The organism is Janthinobacterium sp. 78, assembly GCF_003096775.1.
Lineage (GTDB): Bacteria > Pseudomonadota > Gammaproteobacteria > Burkholderiales > Burkholderiaceae_D > Janthinobacterium > Janthinobacterium tructae.
In genome coordinates this window covers 1,006,698-1,027,406 of sequence record NZ_QENT01000001.1, presented here as the reverse complement: position 1 = coordinate 1,027,406, position 20,709 = coordinate 1,006,698, and the positions used below count along the sequence as shown (strand labels likewise).

The 20,709-nt window shown below is 63.3% G+C and carries 17 protein-coding genes and 1 tRNA gene; 8 read left to right on the top strand and 10 right to left on the bottom strand.

All coding sequences use genetic code 11. From position 1 onward, the window contains the following. Positions 1-2: 2 nt before the first annotated feature. From trpD to C8C92_RS04480, 3 genes are read left to right on the top strand one after another with little or no spacing between them, the layout of a single operon-like run. Positions 3-1,046 (top strand): anthranilate phosphoribosyltransferase, encoded by a 1,044-nt coding sequence (gene trpD, locus C8C92_RS04490; RefSeq protein WP_099760770.1) that lies wholly within the window; start codon positions 3-5, stop codon positions 1,044-1,046. A gap of 36 nt (positions 1,047-1,082) precedes the next feature. After that, positions 1,083-1,883, top strand: a complete 801-nt coding sequence (trpC, locus tag C8C92_RS04485; protein ID WP_116743124.1) for an indole-3-glycerol phosphate synthase TrpC — start codon at positions 1,083-1,085, stop codon at positions 1,881-1,883. A 32-nt stretch (positions 1,884-1,915) separates the two neighbouring features. Next, positions 1,916-2,368, top strand: a complete 453-nt coding sequence (locus tag C8C92_RS04480; protein ID WP_116743123.1) for a hypothetical protein — start codon at positions 1,916-1,918, stop codon at positions 2,366-2,368. Here C8C92_RS04480 and C8C92_RS04475 read toward each other — a convergent pair. The 7 genes from C8C92_RS04475 to C8C92_RS04445 form a co-directional block, all read right to left on the bottom strand. Beyond that, positions 2,319-3,494 (bottom strand): GGDEF domain-containing protein, encoded by a 1,176-nt coding sequence (locus C8C92_RS04475; RefSeq protein WP_116743122.1) that lies wholly within the window; start codon positions 3,492-3,494, stop codon positions 2,319-2,321. The two genes, C8C92_RS04480 and C8C92_RS04475, sit on opposite strands and share 50 nt — an antisense overlap. 214 nt (positions 3,495-3,708) lie before the next feature. Beyond that, entirely contained in the window at positions 3,709-5,538 is a 1,830-nt protein-coding gene (locus C8C92_RS04470; RefSeq protein ID WP_099760774.1) for a M61 family metallopeptidase, read from the bottom strand. A 27-nt stretch (positions 5,539-5,565) separates the two neighbouring features. Continuing rightward, on the bottom strand, positions 5,566-6,174 hold the full coding sequence (locus C8C92_RS04465) for a nucleotidyltransferase family protein (protein ID WP_116743121.1): 609 nt from the start codon (positions 6,172-6,174) through the stop codon (positions 5,566-5,568). A 13-nt stretch (positions 6,175-6,187) separates the two neighbouring features. Next, positions 6,188-8,461, bottom strand: a complete 2,274-nt coding sequence (locus tag C8C92_RS04460; protein WP_116743120.1) for a xanthine dehydrogenase family protein molybdopterin-binding subunit — start codon at positions 8,459-8,461, stop codon at positions 6,188-6,190. A gap of 10 nt (positions 8,462-8,471) precedes the next feature. Beyond that, positions 8,472-8,930 (bottom strand): (2Fe-2S)-binding protein, encoded by a 459-nt coding sequence (locus C8C92_RS04455; protein ID WP_071079595.1) that lies wholly within the window; start codon positions 8,928-8,930, stop codon positions 8,472-8,474. Between the two features lie 132 nt (positions 8,931-9,062). Continuing rightward, complete coding sequence (locus C8C92_RS04450) at positions 9,063-9,791, bottom strand: DsbC family protein (RefSeq protein ID WP_099760777.1); 729 nt, start codon at positions 9,789-9,791, stop codon at positions 9,063-9,065. 159 nt (positions 9,792-9,950) lie between these two features. After that, positions 9,951-11,183, bottom strand: coding sequence for an FAD-dependent monooxygenase (locus tag C8C92_RS04445; RefSeq protein WP_243420114.1), 1,233 nt, complete (start codon positions 11,181-11,183; stop codon positions 9,951-9,953). Between the two features lie 275 nt (positions 11,184-11,458). Between C8C92_RS04445 and C8C92_RS04440 the strand changes: the two genes are divergently transcribed. After that, positions 11,459-11,534 (top strand) — tRNA-Phe (locus tag C8C92_RS04440). 50 nt (positions 11,535-11,584) lie between these two features. Here the strand turns inward: C8C92_RS04440 and C8C92_RS04435 are convergent. From C8C92_RS04435 to C8C92_RS04425, 3 genes are all read right to left on the bottom strand, one after another. Then, a complete protein-coding gene (locus tag C8C92_RS04435) occupies positions 11,585-12,379 on the bottom strand; it encodes a hypothetical protein (RefSeq protein WP_133250696.1) in 795 nt (264 codons plus the stop codon). A 31-nt stretch (positions 12,380-12,410) separates the two neighbouring features. Next, entirely contained in the window at positions 12,411-13,964 is a 1,554-nt protein-coding gene (locus C8C92_RS04430) for a DUF6861 domain-containing protein (RefSeq protein WP_133250695.1), read from the bottom strand. Positions 13,965-14,133: 169 nt separating this feature from the next. Then, the gene (locus tag C8C92_RS04425) at positions 14,134-14,673 is read right to left on the bottom strand and encodes a DUF2058 domain-containing protein (RefSeq protein WP_116743117.1); all 540 of its coding nucleotides are present in this window, start codon (positions 14,671-14,673) and stop codon (positions 14,134-14,136) included. A gap of 266 nt (positions 14,674-14,939) precedes the next feature. Here C8C92_RS04425 and C8C92_RS04420 point away from each other — a divergent pair, with 266 nt between their 5' ends. The 4 genes from C8C92_RS04420 to C8C92_RS04405 all read left to right on the top strand — a co-directional run bounded on the left by C8C92_RS04420 (position 14,940) and on the right by C8C92_RS04405 (position 20,622). Then, positions 14,940-15,245, top strand: coding sequence for a PsiF family protein (locus C8C92_RS04420; protein WP_099760781.1), 306 nt, complete (start codon positions 14,940-14,942; stop codon positions 15,243-15,245). Between the two features lie 90 nt (positions 15,246-15,335). Then, positions 15,336-15,746: an energy transducer TonB gene (locus tag C8C92_RS04415; protein WP_116743116.1), complete on the top strand. Its 411-nt coding sequence runs from the start codon at positions 15,336-15,338 to the stop codon at positions 15,744-15,746. Between the two features lie 116 nt (positions 15,747-15,862). Beyond that, positions 15,863-18,130, top strand: a complete 2,268-nt coding sequence (locus C8C92_RS04410; RefSeq protein ID WP_243420113.1) for an EAL domain-containing protein — start codon at positions 15,863-15,865, stop codon at positions 18,128-18,130. Positions 18,131-18,222: 92 nt separating this feature from the next. After that, positions 18,223-20,622 carry a S9 family peptidase gene (locus C8C92_RS04405; RefSeq protein ID WP_116743114.1) on the top strand — a complete coding sequence of 800 codons (2,400 nt, stop codon included), beginning with the start codon at positions 18,223-18,225 and terminating at the stop codon, positions 20,620-20,622. The last annotated feature ends 87 nt before the right edge of the window (positions 20,623-20,709 follow it).

Below are 20,709 nucleotides of genomic sequence, written 5' to 3'. Positions count from 1 at the left end.
TCATGCCGATCACCCCACAAGAAGCCCTGCTGCGCTGCATCGAACACCGCGAAATCTTTCACGACGAAATGCTGTACCTGTTCCGCCAGATCATGTCCGGCGAAATGTCGCCCACCATGATCGCGGCGCTGACCATGGGCTTGCGCGTGAAAAAGGAAACCATCGGCGAAATCGCCGCCGCCGCGCAAGTGATGCGCGAGTTTTCCACCAAGGTGCCCATGGCCGACACCACCAACCTGCTCGACATCGTCGGCACGGGCGGAGACGGCGCGCACACTTTCAATATCTCCACCGCTTCGATGTTCGTGGCGGCAGCAGCCGGCGCACGCGTGGCCAAGCATGGCGGGCGCAGCGTCTCTTCCTCGTCGGGCAGCGCCGACGTGCTCGACTCGCTGGGCGTCAACATCAACCTGCAGCCCGAGCAGATCGCCCAGTCGATCGCGCAAACGGGCATCGGCTTCATGTATGCACCGAACCACCATGCGGCCATGAAGCATGCGGCGCCCGTGCGCCGCGAACTCGGTGTACGCACGATCTTCAATATCCTCGGCCCGCTGACGAATCCGGCCGGCGCGCCGAACATTCTGATGGGCGTATTCCACGCCGACCTGGTCGGCATCCAGGTGCGCGTGCTGCAGCGCCTGGGCGCGCAGCATGCCATCGTCGTGTATGGCCGCGACAATATGGATGAAGTGTCGCTCGGTGCCGCCACCATGGTGGGCGAACTGGTCAACGGCGAAATCCGCGAATATGAAATCCATCCGGAAGACTTCGGCATGTCGATGATCGCCAGCCGCAACCTGAAGGTGGCCGACTCCATCGAATCGAAGGCCAAGATGCTGGAAGCCCTGCGCGGCGAACCCGGTGCGGCGGCAGACATAGTCGCCCTGAACGCGGGCACGGCACTGTACGCGGCCGGCGTGGCCAGCTCGATCGAAGACGGCCTGGCGCGCGCGCGCATCGCCGTCAGCTCGGGCGCCGCCCTGGCAAAACTGGAACAATTCGTGCAGGTGACGCAGCAGCTTGGCACCCCGGCGCAAGCGTAAGCTCCCCCCGCCCTCCTTGATAGAATAGCGACCATCATGTCCGACATACTCGATAAAATCCTGGCCGTGAAGGCCGACGAAGTGGCGAAGGCGAAAGCCCATCGCAGCCTGGCCAGCCTGCGCGGCGACGTGGAAAGCGACAGCGCCCTGCGCGCCGATCTGCGCGGCTTCGAGGCGAGCCTGCGCCAGCACATCGCCGCCGGCAAGCCCGGCATCATCGCCGAAGTCAAAAAGGCCTCGCCGTCGAAAGGCGTGATCCGCGCCGACTTCCGCCCGGCGGACATCGCCGCCAGCTATGCGGCGCATGGCGCGGCCTGCCTGTCCGTGCTGACGGATGAACAGTTCTTCCAGGGCTGCGTGGATTACCTGCAGCAGGCGCGCGCCGCCTGCGCCATTCCCGTGCTGCGCAAGGACTTCATGGTCGACATGTACCAGATCTATGAAGCGCGCGCCATGGGCGCCGACTGCATCCTGCTGATCGTCGCCGCGCTCGACCACGGTCTGATGGCCGAAATGGAAGCGTGTGCCCACGAACTGGGCATGGGTGTGCTGATCGAGAGCCACGATGGCGAAGAACTCGACGCGGCACTCAAGCTCAAGAGCGCGCTGATCGGCATCAACAACCGCAACCTGCGCACCTTCGAGACCTCGCTCGACACGACCATCAATCTCTTGCCACGCATCCCGCAAGACAAATTGATCATCACGGAATCGGGCATCCACAGCACGGCCGACGTGCAACGCATGCGCGATGCGCACATCCACAGCTTCCTGGTGGGTGAAGCGTTCATGCGCGCGCCAGACCCCGGCGTGGAGCTGGAACGCCTGTTCAGTTAAAGCATGGTAGTCTGGCAGGCATGAGACACGCGATGATCGTCCTTGCCGCCGCCAGCCTGCTGTCGGCTTGCCAGACTGCGGCCCCGCCAGCGGCGCGCACGCCCGCACCTGCGCCCCCACGCACGCCGGCCGCGCTACAGCTTGCCGCCAGCATCGACGCCTACAAGGCGCTGGTGGCGCAGCAGATCATGGCGGCCAACGGCGCATATACATTCAGCGGGCGTCTGCCGCCCATGTTGCCGGCCATCGTCGTGCTCGACCTGCGCGTGGGCCGCGACGGCGAGCTGAAAAGCGTGCAGGTACACCGCTCACGCGACAGCGAAGCCTCGGCTGCGGCGCTGGCCGCCGTGCGGCGCGTGCAAGAACTCTTTCCGCCAGCGGCACACCTGATGCACCGCCACGCCAAAACCTTCGATTTCTCCGAAACCTTCCTGTTCAACGAACAGTACCGATTCCAGCTGCGGACATTGTCCGGTCCGCAGTAAGCGCGGCGGCATCGAGCTCGATGCGGTCGCGTCCCCGCTCCTTGGCCAGGTACAGGGCCGCATCGGCGCGCGACAGCAATTCTTCCAGCCCCTCCACCACCGAGGCCTGGCAAGCGACGCCTATGCTGACGGTACACGAAGGCAGTCCTGCATGACTGGACTCGCGCAGCAAGGCGCGTATGCGTTCGGCCACGCCCAAGGCATTATGCACAGGCATATCCGGCATCAGCACGACGAATTCCTCGCCGCCGAAACGCGCCACGCAATCCGATTCGCGCAAGGCGCCTTTGATCACGGTAGCCACATGCGCCAGCACCTGGTCTCCCACCGCGTGACCGTAGCGGTCATTGATCAATTTGAAGTAATCGAGGTCGATGCTGAGCAGTGTCAACGGCACACGGCGGCGGCGCAGATTACCGATCTCGCGCGCATAGGCGTCGCCAAAGCCGCGCCGGTTCAGCACTTGCGTCAGCGGATCGTGGGTCGAGCGGCGCTCCAGTATCTGCTGCAGGCGGCGCGTCGCCACCGTCATGAAGCCCACCGTCAGCAGCAGCGCCATGAAATTGGCGACCGCCAGATAGATGCCGGCCGGCGTGCCTGCCACCGCCAGGTTGACGCTGGCGCCGCCATGCAGCAATGCCGACACGCCGCGCGCCAGCACCACGACAGCTTGCAGCAGCATCAGCGCACCAAAGAAAAAACTCGAAAAGTGGCGCTCGCCGTAGCACCATACCAGTTGCACCTGGCGCGCATAAAACAGGAAGACCAGCAGGGAGAAGACCGCCACGCGCGCCGAGAAGTCGGGGCGCACCAGCAGCCACCAGCTATTGCCAGCGAGGGCCAGGGCAAGTATCAGCAGATAGGCGCGGCGACTCGTCGCCAGGCCAAAGAATTTCTCCGTGCCCAGCATCGACAGGCCGATGCCGGCCACCAGCGCCGCATTGGCCGAGATCATGGACAATGCCGACGGCAGCACCTCGCGGGTGCCGAACAGCAGGGACGCACACACCAGCAACAGCAAACCGGCCGCCCAATGCCCCAGGCCGTGTACCTCGCGCCGGAAACTGCGATACACCGAGAACATGACAATGCTCATCGCCCCGCACATCAGGGTCGTCATCAGCATGATCGTTCGTGGATCGAGGGTTTGCACGTTGGGCGCGATCTAAAAGAAACAGTTCGGCAATTTTAGTTTAGTTGAAGGAAAATTAGTTCATTTGCGGTAAATATGATGGTACAGCGCCAATATTGGTGGATTACTTGCATTGAAGAAGTGGCATCTTGAAATGAAAAACCGGCCATAACGGCCGGTTCTCTGTCTTAACGCATGACCATCAGCATCATGCCGCGCTAGGACGCTTCGGCCCCGTGGCTTTCTTTGGCGCGGGCAGCAATGCCAGGCTGACGCCAGGAACACGGTCGCCCTGCAATACGGTGGCAAACGTCATCAGCTCGTCGCGGCGGAAGGCGTGGATGGCCACCCTGGCGCCGACGGCGTAACGGCCCAGCAAGGTATCGAGGTTGGTGCCCGTCACGCGCAAGCCATCGACCGCCACCAGCACGTCGCCCGCCGACAGGCCAGCCATGTGGGCGGCGCCGCCCTGGTGTACCTGCGCCAGTTTGGCGTCGTTGCCGTCGCGGCCCAGGTTGACGTCCAGGCTGGGCTTTTCCGCCCTGCGCGCGTCGCTGTATTTCACGCCGAACGGCGCCAGCAGGCGCGCCAGCGGCACGTCGTCCGTGCCGCGGATGTAGCGCTCGAAGAACGGCTTCATGCGCGTGCCGGAAATCTCATCGAACAGCGCTTCGACTTCGGCCGGCGTCACGCCACGGCCCTTGCCCTTGTAGAAATCGCGGCCATAGCGCTGCCACAGCGCCTGCATCACATCGTCCAGCGACTTTTCACCGTTCGTCTTGCTGCGGATCGTCAGGTCGAAGGCCAGCGCGATCAGCGAACCCTTGGTGTAATAGCTGACGATGGCGTTCGGCGCGTTTTCATCCTGGCGGTAGTACTTGCCCCAGGCGTCGAAGCTGGAATCGGCCACGCTTTGCTTGGTACGGCCGCTGCCGCGCAGCACACTGTTGACGGTCTTGCCCAGCAATTTGAAATAGGCTGCCTCGTCGATCAGGCCCGCGCGCACCAGCATCAGGTCGTCGTAATAGCTGGTGAAGCCCTCGAATAGCCACAGCAGCGGCGAATAGCTTTCCGCCTGCAGGTTGTATGGCGCAAAGGCGGCCGGCTTGATGCGCTTGACGTTCCAGGTGTGGAAGTACTCGTGGCTGCACAGGCCGAGGAATTTCAGGTAGCCGTCGCCGATCTCCGTGCTGGTCGACGCCGTCGTCGGCAAGTCGGCACGGGCGCAAATCAGCGCCGTCGAGGCACGGTGTTCCAGGCCGCCGTAACCGTCGCCGACGGCCATGGTCATGAACACATAGCGGTCCATCGGGGCTTTTTTCGTCTTCGGCTCGAAGAAGGCGATCTGCGTTTCGCAGATGGCTTTCAGGTCGCGGCACAAACGGTCCAGGTCCAGGTTCGGCACCTTGCCCGTGACGACGATATCGTGCGGCACGCCATACGCCTTGAAAGTGGCCAGCGCGAAGTCGCCCATCTCCACCGGATGGTCGATCAGCTCATCGTAGTTGGCCGCCTGGTAGCTGCCGAAGCCATAGCGCTTCGCCTTGAGTTCCGGCAGGGTGGTGGCGACTCGCCAGGTCTTGCAGGCCGCATCCTTCGGCTGCACGATGTGCACCTCGTGCGGCTCGGCCTCCTGGCCCAGTACGCGCAGGAACACGCTGGTGCCATTGAAGAAGCCGTGATTCTGGTCCAGGTGCGCGGCGCGCACGGACAAGTCCCAGGCATACACGTCGTATTCGAGCGTCAAGGCGCCCTTGCACGGAGCGGCTTGCCACGAATGCTTGTCCAGCTTGGTCAGCGCCACGGCCTTGCCCTCGGACTCGGCGCGGATGCTGACGATGTTGCGCGAAAATTCGCGGATCATGTAGCTGCCCGGGATCCAGGCCGGCAAGGACAAGACCTGGCCGATGGCGGCCGGCGACTTGACCGTCAAGGTGACCTTGAACATGTGGCCAGCCAGGTCAGAGGCGGCGATGCTGTAGATGATGCCGGCGGCGGGCGCCTTGGCGATGCTTTTTTTAATTGGAGCTTTTTTCATGTTTTTCTCGTGTCTGGCATGGATGTTCTAAAGTCGCCCGGGCGTGCCATGCACCGGCGACAAATCGTCAGGTGTATCAATATCGCGCAAGATGCCGCCGTCGTCCACTGTCACGTCGCATACGGCATGGCTGTTGACGATGCTGCGCGCGCCCTGGTCGCCATCGAGCGCCAGCAGCAGCGGCAAGTGAAAGGCACTGAACGCGACAGGATTGCCGCGCCGGCCCTGGAACACGGGCACGGCGATGTGCGCGCCATTGCCGATGGCTTCCGACAAGGCGGCGATTGTAGCCGGTTCTACACCAGGCATGTCGCCCAGGGCGATCAGCCAGCCCGGTGCGCCGCGCACGTAATCGATGGCGCAGGTGAGCGAGGCGGCCATGCCCGTATCGGCATCATGGCAGACGCGCACCTCGCAGCCCAGCGCGCCGAGCACGCGCGCCACCTGCGTGTCGTCGGCACGCACCACGGCCAGCACGCGCGGCAAGGCCGCCAGCATGTTCGTCGCTGCCGCCACCACGACCGGCAAGCCAGCATGCGGGCCTTCCGTCAACGGCTGCAATAATTTGTTCTGCACGCCGGAAGGGTCGAACCTGCGTCCCCTTCCGGCTGCCAGCAAGATGCCGACCGTACTCAAAAAACTGCTACCGTCATGCGGCCGCCAGATCGAACGGCAGCTTGCGCAGGCGCTTGCCCGTCAGCGCGAACAGCGCATTGGCAAACGCGGGCGCCAGCGGCGGCACGCCCGGCTCGCCCATGCCCGTCGGCGCGTCGCCCGACGGCACCAGGTGTACCTCGATCACCGGCATGTCGGGCATGCGCGGCACCGGGTAGTCGCCAAAGTTCTGCTGCTGCACCACGCCATCCTTGAGCGTGATGGCCGCGCCGGGAATGGTCATGCCCAGCGCCATCAGCGCGGCGCCCTGCACTTGCGCCTCGATCGTCAGGGGATTGACGGCCAGGTTGCAATGCACACCCGCCCATACCTGGTGCAGCCTGGGCGCACCTTTGACCACCGAGGCCGTCACCACGTAGGCGACCACGGAATTGAACGATTCATGCATGGCCACGCCCCAGGCCTGCCCCTTCGGCAGCTTCTTCTTGCCATAGCCGGACTTGGCCACGGCCAGGTCCAGCGCGGCGATGTGGCGCGTATGCTTCGCATCGATCAGCTGCTTGCGGTAGGCGACGGGGTCCATCTTCGCCACGTGCGCCGCTTCGTCGATCAGGGTTTCCATGACGAAGGCCGTGTGCGTCGAGCCGACGGAGCGCCACCACAGCACGGGCACGTTCGCCTTGGCCGTGTGCACGGATAATTTCATCGGCAGGGTGTACGGCTCGCCCATGCCTTCGACCATGGTGCCATCGACGCCATTTTTCACCATGAAGGCTTCGAACGGCGTGCCGGCCATGATGGACTGCCCGACGATGGTGTGGTCCCAGGCGAGGATCTTGCCTTTGGCGTCGAGGCCGATCTGCGCGCGGTGCACATGCGACGGCCGGTAGTAGCCGCCCTTGATGTCGTCCTCGCGGCTCCACATCAGCTTTAATGGTCCGCTCTTGCCCGCCGCCCGGTACGCCTTGGCGACATTGACGGCTTCGACCACGTAATCGGACGAGGGCACGGCGCGCCGGCCGAAGCCGCCGCCGGCCATCATCGTGTGCAGGGTCACCTGTTCGGGTTTCAGTCCGGACGTGGCGGCAATCGCCGCCTGGTCGCCGGTCTGGAATTGCGAGCCCACCCACATCGTGCATTTGTCGGCCTGCAGGTCGACGACGCAGTTGAGCGGCTCCATCGGCGCGTGTGCCAGATAGGGGAATTCGTAGACGGCCTCGATCTTTTTCGGCGCCTTGGATAATGCGGCGACATCGAATGCGCGCGCCACCGTACCCGGCGTCTTGGCCAGCGCCTTGAAGGCCGCCAGCTGCTGGTCGCTGCTGACCTTTTCCACGGCGCTCGTGTCCCATTCGATCACCAGCGCGTCGCGTCCCTGCTTGGCCGGCCAGTAGCCGTCGGCAATCACCGCCACACCGCTGCCGCCACGGTCGGTTTTGACTTCCAGCACCTCCAGCACGCCTTTGATGGCCTTGGCCTTGCTGGCGTCGAACTTCGCTACTTTCGCGCCAAACACGGGCGGGCGCGCCACCATGGCCACTTTCGCGCCGGGCGGCTTGAAGTCGATGCCGAACTGCTGTTTTCCCGTCGACTTGGCAGCCGCGTCGAGCCGTTTCACGGGTTTGCCGATGATGGCAAAGTCGCGCGGGTCCTTCAGCTTGACGCTGGCAGGCACGGGTTGGCGCATGGCCGCGTCGGCAAGTTCGCCGTACGTCGCCTTTTGCCCGCCGGGGCCATACAGCACGCCTTTCGCGGCGCGCACCTGGTCGGGACTGACTTTCCACTGTGCGGCAGCGGCGCCCACCAGCATGGCGCGCGCCTTGGCGCCGATTTCGCGGTACTGCGTAAACGAATGGGCGATGCTGCCCGAGCCGCCCGTCATCTGCATGCCGTAGGCGGCATCCTTGTACTGCTCGCCGGCCGGCGCCAGCGCGCCATGCACCAGGCTCCAGTCGGCGTCGAGTTCCTCGGCGATCAGCATGGGCAAGCTCGTTTGCACGCCCTGGCCGAATTCCAGCCGGTTCACCTGCACCGTCACCGTGTTATCGGGGGCGATGTGCAAAAAGGCGTTCGGCGCATACGCGGGTTTGGCGGGCGCGGCATCGGCCGCCTGCGCCAGCTTGCCTGCGCCGGGCAGGAAAAAGCCCAGCATCAAGCCGCCGCCGGCCACCGCGCCGGCCTTCATGAAACCGCGCCGCGAGACGCCATCGGCCGCGCCAACCACGGCCACCGGCGCCGCTGCCAGCGCCGCGCCCAGGGTCACGCCGCCATGCTGCAATGCTTCCTGATTCAACCATTCGATACGCATGCCGTTCTCCTCAGGCCAGGGTCTTGGCCGCGTCCTTGATGGCTGCGCGGATCCGTTGATAGGTGCCGCAGCGGCAGATATTGCCGCTCATGGCGCCGTCGATATCGGCATCGCTGGGCGCCTTGTTGCTGCGCAACAGCGCCGTGGCGCTCATTACCTGGCCGCTTTGACAGTAGCCGCATTGCGGCACGTCGTGGCGCACCCATGCCGCCTGCACCGCCTTGCCCACCTGGTCGTTTTCCATCGCTTCAATGGTGGTGATCTTTTGTGCGCCGACCGAGGAAATCGGCGTGATGCACGAGCGAATCGGCTGGCCGTCGAGATGCACCGTACAGGCGCCGCACAGGGCCGCGCCGCAACCGAATTTGGTGCCCGTCATGTTCAGATTATCGCGCAGCGCCCACAGGATGGGCGTGGAAGGATCGGCGTCGACCTGCGTGTCGCGTCCGTTGATATTCAGTGTAATCATCTGCTGCTTCCCCTTTTTTGGATTGTTATGGCATCTACAAACAACACTTGATGATACGACAGCGGAAAAAAGTGCAAAAAAAAGCGCGCCTTGCGAGGGCGCGCCGTCCAGCCTTCCTGGCGACAGCCCGGATTACTTAATGGTCGAGAATTTCTGTTCCAGCGTTTTCGCATCGACTGCGCCCGGAATGCGGCTGCCGTCGGCAAAGAAGATGGCCGGCGTGCCCGAGACGCGCAACTGCTGGCCCAGGGCCAGGATTTTTTCATGCGGATTGGCGCACGTGGCGGCGACCGTGGCTGGCGCCTTGCCGTTCAACATCCAGTCATCCCAGGCCTTGTTGCGGTCAGGTGCGCACCAGACATTGCGCGACTTGACGATGGAGTCCGGCGACAGGATGTTGTACATGAAGGTGTAGACGGTGACGTTGTCGATTTCCTTCAGCGCGTTCTGGCGGAAGCGCTTGCAATAGCCGCAGTTCGGATCTTCGAACACGGCGATCACGCGCTTGCCATTGCCCTTGACGGTTTTCATGGCCGAGTCGAGCGGCAGGTCGGAGAACTTGATGCGGTTGACTTCGTCCAGGCGCACCTTGGTCAGGTCTTGCGAGGTCTTGGCGTCGAAGACGTGGCCCACGAACAGGTATTGCGCGGCCTTGTCCGTGTACAGGATGTCGCCACCCGTGCGCACTTCGTACAGGCCGCCGTACGGCGTTTCCTTGACCGAATCGACCTTGGCGCCTTCGCCCAGGCGCGGCTCGATCAGCTTTTTGATGCTCGCTTCCGTCGGCGTTTCCGCGCCGGCGCACGACATCATCAGGCCCGAGGCCATCAGCAAGGCAATTTTGCTCATGCTTTTGTTCATTGTTATCACTATCACTTCTCCACTTGAAACGCCCGGCGAAACTGGCAGGGAGCCCGGCGTCGTTATCTCTTTGATAAAACGATCGCCGCAGACCAGCTGCGGCGACCTTGAATTTTCACTGCTACCATTATCCAGCGATATCTTAAGACTTCCTGATTTTCACTGATGCCCCAATGCGTGCGAAATCATTTTTCGCTTCAGGGCCGGTAATTTATCCAGCAAGTTTAATCCCAAATTGCGAACCACGCGCAGCGGCTCCAGATCGGCGCCGAATAATCGCGCCAGGCCGTCGGTGGCCAGCTGCATCAGCAGCACATCTTCCTTGCGCGCGCGCGCATAGCGGGCCAGCACGCGCTCGTCGCCGATGCCGCGGTGCGCTTCGCGTTCGCTGATCGTCTTGACCAGCTGCGCCACGTCGGCAAAGCCCAGGTTCATGCCGTGGCCGGCCATCGGGTGCACCACGTGGGCCGCGTCGCCGACCAGGGCCACGCGCGGCGCCACCATGGCGTGCGGGCGCATCAGGGTCAGCGGAAACGCGCGCACCAGTTCCGGCTGCAGCGGCGTGAGTTTACCCAGTTTGTCGTGGCAATACGCGGCCAGGCGCGCGGCCAGGGCGTCGGCCGATTCGGCCATCAGGGTATCGGCCAGCGCATCGGGCGCCGACCAGACCAGCGACACGCGCTCGCCCGGCAGCGGCAGCAGCGCGACGATGCCTTCGCTGCCCGTAAACCATTGGTGCGCCGCGCCATGGTGCGGCTTTTCGCAGGCGAAGTTGCTGACCACGCCGCGCTGGCCATACGAGCGGTAATCGAGGCCGATGTCGCACTGGCCGCGCACCCACGATTGGGCACCGTCCGCGCCGACGACCAGCGCGCAGGTGATGGTATCGCCGCCATCGAGGTGCACGATGGCCGAGTCGTTCGTCCATTCCAAGCGGCTGGCGCGGCCCTGCACCACGCTGACGTTGGGCGCGAATTTCAGGGCAGCGTCCAGCGCCTGGCCCAGGTTGCGGTCCTCGATGATCCACGCCAGGGTAGCCACATGGGCGCCGTAGGCATCAAAACCGAGTCCGCCCGCCTGCGCGCCGTCGCCGTTGACCAGCATGGCGTCGACGGGCGCCACCCTGTCACCCTCCAGGGCGCCCCACACCTTCAGCGACGACAGCAGCTGGTGCGCCGTGTGATTGAGCGCGTACACGCGCACGTCCCAACTGGCTTCGACCGGCTTGACAGTGGGTGCAGGAGGGCTCACCGGGGATAACAGGGTGACGCTTTGTCCTGCCTGGGCAAACGCCAGCGCCGTGGTTTTCGCGATGGCGCCATTGCCGACGATGCAAACGTCGCTGTGGCTGTGCATGAAGCGCCGCATGGTGGGGGGAGTGGGACTGTTCATGCGGCCATTATAGCGTTTGCCCCATGCTTTTCAGATAGTCCGGAAGTATAGGACGCCGGCCCCAGATCAAGCCGCGCCATCGCGTTCATGCGGCAGTCCTCTCAAGTCAGTAACGAGGACCAGACTATGCGCCCATGCTTTATTGATAAAAATAGTGAGCACATCAAATAATTTTTGCCTCACAAGCAAATAAAGCGATGCTGACGCAGGAAATCGGGGAAAAGTCGCAGCCGGCTCTTGCATTCCCGTTTTGGTCTGCTATAATTCGCCACCTTGGCCTGGTAGCTCAGTCGGTAGAGCAGAGGATTGAAAATCCTTGTGTCGGTGGTTCGATTCCGCCCCGGGCCACCAAGAATTCTTAATACGTTCAAAAACGCCACCTTCGGGTGGCGTTTTTGCGTTTATCGTCCCATCCCGCTTTCACGCTGCGCATCGCGCTGCCGCGCCAGCGGCAAGGCCTTCAGCGGCTCTTGATTCAATGAATCCAGCAACGCGACCACAGCCTGCTCGATGGCTTGCCATTCGTGCAGATGGCTGCGAAAGTAGCCGATGTCGATATGAGAATTTCTCAAGCCGTGCAGGAAAATATCGTGCGAGCAGCGGGGATTAATGACCAACTTGCCGCGTTTCTTCAGCGCGTTCGCTCTTTCCGTACCAGGATCGGGAAAAAAATCGGGGTCGCAGACAATCTGCGTTTCTATCCGCTCGCGCGATGGATATAGATACAAGTCCTTTTCATAAAACACCGTGATCACATCTTCCCGCACGCGCTGCGGCAGATCGTTGTGTTCATAGCGCAGCAAGCCATGGCGTGACGCCGCCTGCTTGCGATTCGGCATCCAGATCGAGCTAAAGCGCTGGGCAAGCTGATACTTTTCGGCCAGCGTATTGGCGTCAAAATGCTGCACCAGAATGGAGACTTCATCCTGATAACGGATCCAGACGGGCGTATTGTCATGCGGAGCGACGAAGGGCCGCAACTTGCCCCCCGTCCACTGCGCTTGCAAGAGCAAACCCTGCCTGTTGCCGGCTTGCTCGTACAAGCCCCGCATATAGCTTGGAATATAGTTCGCGGGAATGAGAAGCTTATTGCCATTGACCATCATGTGCAGTTCGGTCGGTGGCTGTTTGCGTGGCGACGCATACCAGGCCAGGGCGGCCAGACAGAAAATGGCGAGCAATATCTTTGTTGCCAAATGTCGCTTGCACGGGGGTGGTTGCCTCATCTCACTGCCCCGGCATCAGATGAGAGAGGTCCTGCGGATGTTTGTCCATCGGACGCAGACGTTCCAGGCGGAACAGCCTGTCCAGATCCAATTGCTTGCGCAGCCGCTCAGGCGCCATGTCCATGCCGAAGCTGCCATCCATGGCGGCCGGATAATCGAAATGCATGCGCGACCAGGCGCCATTCGCGTAGCGCCAACTGCCGATCTTGTCCGCGTCGGCATAGGCCTGGAATGGATCGAGGGCGTAGCCTGACGTGAGCACGCCAATTTTCCCCAGCCAGGCGGCATGCTCCATGGAATTTACTCCGTTCAATAACGCGCGCCCTTCCGACCGCAGAACACGCGATGCATTGACGTAAAAGCGCTCATCGAGCATGGCCTGCCAGACTTTCTCCGCGCCTGCGACATCATGGGCATTCAGATAAGGAGACAGAGGAACATGGGCGGTCCACGCATATGCATCCAGGTCAAATTTGGCAAATGTATCGACGTGATATCTCGCCACATCTTCCACCGAAAGCGGTGCGATTTTCCCCAGCGCCATCGAATTCGGCCGATATTTTTCACGATATCCAAGATCAGCCCGCATCAGCTCGATGCCAAACTGATCCCAGTCGCGCTCGCTCATCACTCTCCCAAGCTGATCTGCCCGCATCTGTGCATAACCGTTGGCAATGGCGCCGCTGATGGTGTCATTGCGCACGACACCCAGCGCCAGCCGCGCATAACGGTCGCCGCCGGCGGCCAGATAGTTCCAGTAGGCTTCACGGTTGCCCTGGGCCGCGTAGAAGCGCAGGATTTCCATGTCGCGCGCGACCTTGTTTGCGTTTGCCACCACGCCTTTGACGGCAGTGGCCGGCGCGGTGCGCGCCAGCATGGCTGGCGCCGTCTCGATCGCCGCCGTTCGCGCCTGCAAGGACGGATGCCTGGCCAGCGCCAGTTCATTGCGCGCCAGCCACATGGCGACCTTGGGGCCGAGCCGCGCATTGTGCATGGCGGCGCCGAGTATGGCTTGCCGCCGCATGCTGCCATGGCGTAAACCGAGGCTCACGCCGCGCAGCATGGCGGTGACGGCGAGCACATGGCCATGGGCGAAATCGGCGGCAACCATGCTGGCATGGGGCGCTGGGCGATGCAAGTCAGACACAACAAAGCGGGCGCGCGCAGGATCAGCCCCCCATAGTTTGCCTAAGCCCATGCGGTAAGTGCTGCCGGCGTCGCGCAGACCGGCAACCATGGACTTGCCCATGGCGCCCGCGTTAAACACCTGCGCCAGCAAGGCTTCCAGCGCCGCCTGCGATGCCAGCGTGGCCATGCCCAGGCACAAGGCGACATCATGGCAAATTTCGCTCAGCTGTGGCCATATGGTGGCAATATCGACCTGCGAAAACTGCAGGCGCAAACGCTTGAGCGCTGGATCTTTGGCGTAATCGAGCGCCTGCAGCACGCGACGCGAGCGGTTCTCAGCACGCATCAGGACAGCGGTATCATGCCTTGCGTGTAACAGATGGTGCCGCAGGTCACGCTCGGCTTGCTGATCGAGCGCCACCAGCATGGCATGCAGGCGCGAGCGGTCGTAAGGAAGTATCGTCATGGCATGCCCGATGGGAAGATTCCCACAGCATGCCGCGCTGGGCTGTGCCGACGTTGAGCAGCCTCAGCGATTGCTCTTATTTTCTTGCTTGCAGCATCTGCATTCGTGTCTCAACGCTGCAAGCGCGGCCTTACCACATCAAATCATCGGGAATCTGGAACGCCGCATACGGATCGTCCTCGTCCACTTCCGTGCTGGCCTGTTTCACGCGCACGACGATGGCCGGATCGCGTTCGGCGATCTTGTCGGCGATGATGCGCGGCACCAGTTCCACGGCGCCGCCCAGGCAGATGATCACCAGACGGCCCGCCACCAGGTGGGCTTGCACGGCAGCCGTCACGTAGATGCGCTCGATCTTGTTGTTGAACGTGAAGTTGTACGGCAGCTCGCCGTGGTTGCCCTTGCCCTGGCGGTTCTTTTGCACCATTTGCGCGATCTGCGCCACGATGGCTTTCTGGTTGGCGGCCGCGTCGCGCTGCGCGTTCAGTTCGCGCGCGCGTTCGGCGTTCTTGCGCTGCGTCTCGAGCGCGGCCAGGCGCACCTCGTCGACACTTTGCGTGCCGCTCTTGCGCTCGTCCTTTTTTTGCTTGCTCTTGTCCTGGTTGGCCAGCTTGACCTTCTTCTTGTCGACCAGGCCGGCCTTTAAAAACTGCTCTTGCAACGAGACCATAACTACTCCGTATTGAGGGTGCGCCGGCCAAGGCAGCGGCATCGGCCGGTGGAAAGACGCTAGCATAGCAAAAAACAGGGCCGCTGCCGCCGCAACATGACTGCCCGAGCCAGCCGGTGGGCGCATGGCGCCTGGCAGTAACAAAAAGACACACACGCGTGGAAATTTTGTTGATAAATGTCATATAGTTAGTTACGTTCTGCATATCGGCAGTGAACTGCCGATTGCACGTCCCCTTCCATCGCCTGCGTCTACAAGGATTTGCCATGAAACAATTAATCGCCCTCTGCATCGCTGCCGCGTTTGCCAGCACCGCCTTTGCCGCCGCACCGGAAGCGGCCCCCGCCGCCAAGACGGCGCAGCAGTCGAAAATGACCACCTGCAATGCCGATGCCGCTGGCAAGAAGGGCGATGAGCGCAAAGCCTTCATGAAGGAATGCCTGAGCGCCAAGCCGGCACCTGCCATGACGCAGCAAACCAAGATGAAAACGTGCAATGCCGATGCCAAGGACATGAAGGGCGACGCGCGCAAGGCATTCATGAAAGAATGCCTGAGCGCACCCAAGAAATAAGCGCCGGTTCGAAGCGCCAGTGCGCGCTTCACCCCATAGCGCCAGCCGAAAGGCTGGCTTTTTTTTGTTCCCGCCACCTGGAGTTCCCTCTTGCCCTATCGCCTGTCCCCTTTCTCTGCCGGCAGCCTGCTGGCCACCGCCTGCCTCGCCATCCTCCTGGCAGGCTGTCACACAAGCACGCCGGCGCCCGTTGCGGCACCTGCCGTGCGCGTGCCGGCCAGTATGCCGGCTGCTTGTACCCCGCCAGCCTGGCCCCCGGGGGAGCAACGGCGCGGCGCCCAAGGCAGAGTGACCTTGCACTTCACGGTGGAGGCGGACGGTAAGGTCAGCGCAGCGGCAGTCATCCGCTCCAGTGGCTATCCCGCCCTCGACCAGGCAGCCCGCGATGCGCTGGCCAAGTGCCTCTTCCAGCCGGAAACGCTGGATGGCAAGCCCGTCGTCAGCAAAGTGATCATGCCTTACGAATGGATCAATGCATCCGTCGACAAGGCTGAACGTTGAACGCCGGAAATCATGATGAATGATCAAGATGACATGGAGAAAGATAACGCGTAGTATTTAGTCAACCTACTGCTCAGTACGGTTACACGGCATTCTGGAGAAAGGACGGCAGCGTGGTGGCGTCGAACGATCTCGCGCACTGGCGCGGCCAGGTCTTCAAGCACCTGCTGCAGGTGGTGCTGCTGCTTGGCTTCGTGACGGCCATTCCCAGCGCGCTGCTGGCCGCGAGCGAAGCCATCTGGTCCATTGTCGCACTCGACTTGCTGGCCCTCGGCTGGATCGGCGTCATCTGGCATCTGCGCGCCATGCCCTACCGCTGGCGCGTGTGGCAATTCCTCATCGTCGCCTACCTGGTGGGCGTGGGATTGCTACTGAAAATCGGCCCCGTCAGCCAGATCTACATCATGCTCATGCCCGTGCTGGCGGCATTGCTGCTGGGCATGCGGCCCGCCCTGTCCACCCTGGCTCTGACCTCGCTGACCATCTTTTTGCTCGGCCTGCATCCGGATGTCGCCCTGCACCTGCCGGGCACGCCCGACTCTCCCGTGCTGCGCGCGCTGATCGTGGCCCTGAACTTCCTGTTCATCGCCGCCGTGCTGACCCTGTCCTGCGCCTTCCTGCTGCGCCACCTGGAAGACAGCAGCCAGGCCCTGTCGCAACGCAACGCCGAGCTGCGCTTGACGGCCACGGCGCTGGCCCGCCTGAACGACATGGTGATGATCGCCGAAGTGGCCGAAGTGGCTGATGCCGCGCCCGGCTCCGGCGCCGGGATGGTACCGGCCACGCGCATCATCTTCGTCAACGACGCCTTCGAGCGCAGCAGCGGCTATGCGCGCGCCGAGGTGCTGGGCCGCAGCCTGCTGTTCCAGCAGGGTCCCGCCACCGAGGCGGGCGAACTGGCGCGCGTCGCCGCCGCCATGGCCTGCGCCCAGCCGGCAAGGGCGGAATTGCTGAACTACAACAAGGACGGCAAGGCGTACTGGGTCGAAGCGGAACTGGTGCCGTTTACGGATGCGGACGGCAGGCAAACGCACTGGGTGGCGGTCGAACGCGAAATCGACGAGCGCAAGCGATCGGAAGCGGACATCCACCGCCTGGCCTTCTACGACGTGCTGACGGGCTTGCCCAACCGGCGCCTGCTGATGGACCGCATCGCCCACTTGCTGGCCGCCGCGCCGCGCGACCATAAAATCAGTGCGCTGATGTTCATCGACCTCGACCACTTCAAGCACATCAACGACGCGCGCGGCCACGCCACCGGCGACGCGCTGCTGCGCCTGGCGGGCGAACGGCTGGCACAGCTGATGCGCAAGGCCGACACGGTGGCGCGCATCGGCGGCGACGAATTCGTCGTGCTGCTGGCGCACCTGGCCGCTGACTTGCACGGCGCGGCCCATGCGGCGGCCCAGGTGGCCGAGAAAATCCGCACCGCCATCGCGCGCGACTTCGAGATCGGCGGGCAGTCGTATCATTGCAGCGCCAGCATCGGCGTGACCCTGCTGCCGAAAGCGCAGCAGCAGGCGCATGACTTGCTGCGCGAAGCCGATATCGCCATGTACCGCGCCAAGGCGGAAGGGCGCAACGGCATCGCCTTCTTTGAAGCGGCCATGCAGGCGGACGTGGAGCGTCGCCTGACCCTGGAACGGGCGCTGGCGCGCGCGCTCGATGCCAGTCAATTATGCATGCACGTGCAGCCGCAGGTCGACCGCCATGGCCGGGTGACGGGCGCCGAAATGCTGATGCGCTGGCCGCAGCCGGACGGCAGCTTTATCGCACCGGGCATCTTCATCCCCATCGCCGAGGAATCAGGGCTGATCGTCAAGCTGGGGCATTGGGCCCTGCGCGAAGCGTGCCGCGCCGCCAGCCTGCTGGCACAGGCTGGCCGGCCCGTTCCCCTGTCCGTGAACGTCAGCCCGGCCCAGTTTCGCCAGCCCGATTTCGCCTCCCGCGTGCAGGCGGCGCTGGCCGAACACGGCACGCCGGCCGGCGCCCTGATCCTGGAATTGACGGAAGGCTTGCTGATCGACCAGCGCGACGCCTCGCTGGCGCGCATGCGCGAACTGGCAGCCCTGGGCATCCGCTTTTCCATCGACGATTTCGGCACCGGCTATTCGAGCCTCGCCTACCTGACCTCGATGCCGCTGTACGAACTCAAAATCGACAAACGCTTCATCGACGACACGCCACACGACACGGCCATCGTGCAGGCGATCCTGGCCATGGCGCGCCACCTGGGCTTGCGCGTGGTGGCCGAAGGCGTGGAAACGCAGGAGCAGGCCGACTTCCTGGTCGCCCACGATTGCGACGGCTTGCAGGGTTACCTGTATGCGCGGCCGATGCCGCTAGCCGACTTTCTCGCCTGGCAGGTCCGGCAGCAAGCTTAGCTTTCCGACATTTCCTGTACGAAACTCCTCCGCTAGAATACCGGCCGCATAGCCTGTACCTTCACCATCCCCTTTTTTTAAAGCGATCCCCGATGCGTCTGGTTCTTCCCCTGCTGCCGCTCCTGCTGCCGCTGCTGCTCTCTCTGCTGCCCGCCGCCCATGCCGCCCCATCCACCACCGCAGCACCCACGCCCATCACCCTGGATCAGGCCATGGCCGATCCCGACTGGATCGGCACACCCGTCGAAGCGGCGTGGTGGGGCTGGAATGGCCAGCTGTATTACAAGCAAAAGCGCCTCGGCTCGCCCTTGCGCGACACGTATCAAGTGCCAGGCGCGAACGCCAGACTGAATAGCGGCAAGAAGGTCGACGACGCGCAACTGGCCCATCTTGATGGCCAGCAGATGCTCGTCAACCGGGCCGGCACGCGCGCCATCCTGCTGCGCAACGGCGACTTGTTCGAGCGCGACCTGAAAAACGGCGCCTTGACGCAAATCACGCGCGGCGTCCCGGCCATCAGCGATCCACAGTACTCCGCCGACGGCGGCGCCGTGCAATACCGCAGCGGCAGCGACTGGTTCAGCTGGAGCCGCGTTGACCGCCTGAGCGCCCCCGTCGCCCTGCTGCGCGCGGCCAAGGACCCGGACGCCAAGCCGGAAGCGGACGCGCTGCGCGAGCTGCAACTGCGCCTGATCGTCAACCTGGCGCGCCAGAAGCAAGACCGCGACGCCAGCCGCGAGCGCCGCCACGAAGAGCGCCGCCTGGACGCCACGCGCGCGCCGGAACCGATCTACCTGGGCGACAAAGTCACCATTCCCGGCAGCGCCCTGTCGCCGGATGGCCGCTGGCTGCTGTTCGTCACGCAAGACAAGGCCGCCGAGAAGGGCAAACTGGGTAAACTGGCCCGCTACGTGACGGAAACGGGCTACCCGGAAGCGGACGACGAGCGCACGCGCGTGGGCCGCAACATGCCCATCGCGCAAAGCCTGAAACTGGCCGACTTGCGCACGGGCCAGGTGCGCGACATCGCTTTCGACAGCCTGCCCGGCATCGCCGTGGACCCGCTGGCGCTTCTGCGCGCCGAACAGAAACTGCCGCCGTTGAAAGGCAACCGCCCCGTGCGCATCGACGCCCAGCGCGACGGCATCGCCTGGACCGATGACGGCAGCAAGGTCGCCGTGCGCGTGCGCGCCATCGACAACAAGGATGGCTGGCTCGCCAACGTCGACCTGGCCAATGGCGCCCTCGTGCCCGTGCACCGCATCAGCGACGCGGCCTGGGTCAACCACCGCGCCGAGGAATTTGGCTGGCTGCCCGACAATGCCACGCTGTGGTACCTGTCCGAGGAAAGCGGCTACGCCCACCTGTACACGAAGACGGGCGCCGCTCCGGCGCGCGCCTTGACCAGCGGCCAGTGGGAAGTGAGCGCCGTCGAATGGAGCCGCGACGGCAAGAGCGCCTATTTTATGTGCAACCGGCAAGCGCCCGGCACGTATGAAGTGTGCGCCAGCACGGCCAGCGATGGCGGCGCACGCGAAGTGACGAAGCTGAAAGGCGTGGAAAATTTCGGCCTGTCGCCCGATGGCGGCAAGTTGCTGCTACGCTATTCGACCAGCTATATGCCGGCCCAGCTGGCGACGGTTTCCGTTGCAGGCGGCAAGGCGAATATTTTGACGGATACGCGCAGCGAGGCCTTCAAGGCGCGCAGCTGGGTCATGCCGGAGCTGGTGCAAGTACCGTCCACGCATGGCGCAGCCCCGATCTGGGCCAAGTTGTATCGCCCGGCGCAGTTAGAAGCAGGAAAACAATATCCGATCGTCATGTTCGCGCACGGCGCCGGCTACCTGCAGAACGTGACCGAGCGCTACCCCGTGTATTTCCGCGAACAGATGTTCCACAACCTGCTGGTGGAGCAAGGCTATATCGTGCTCGACGTCGACTATCGCGCCTCGATGGGCTACGGCAGCGCCTGGCGCACGGCCATCTACCGCCAGATGGGCCACCCGGAACTGGAAGATTTTATCGACGGTGCCAACTGGCTGGCGCAGCAGCACCAGGGCGACATCAAAAATGTGGGCATCTATGGCGGCAGCTATGGCGGCTTCATGAGCCTGATGGCCCTGATGCGCGCGCCGGACGTGTTCAAGTCCGGCGCCGCCCTGCGTCCCGTGACGGACTGGACCACCTACAACCACGAGTACACGGCGAATATCCTGAACACGCCGGACGTCGACCCGCAAGCGTATAAAATCTCGTCGCCGATCGAATACGCCGACAAACTGACGGGCAACCTCCTGATCGCCCACGGCATGATCGACGACAACGTGTTTTACCAGGATTCCGTGCGCCTGTCGCAGCGCCTGATCGAGCTCAAAAAGGATAACTGGGAAATGGCCAGCTACCCGATGGAGCGCCACGGCTTCGTGCAGCCGGAAGCGTGGTATGACGAGTACCGCCGCATCTATCAGCTGTTCCAGAGAACATTGAAGTAAACCTCGATGCCCGCTTGTATGCGGACATTTTTTATGTGCAGCGAGTAGGTCGGATTAGCCCGCAAGGGCGTAATCCGACACCACAAT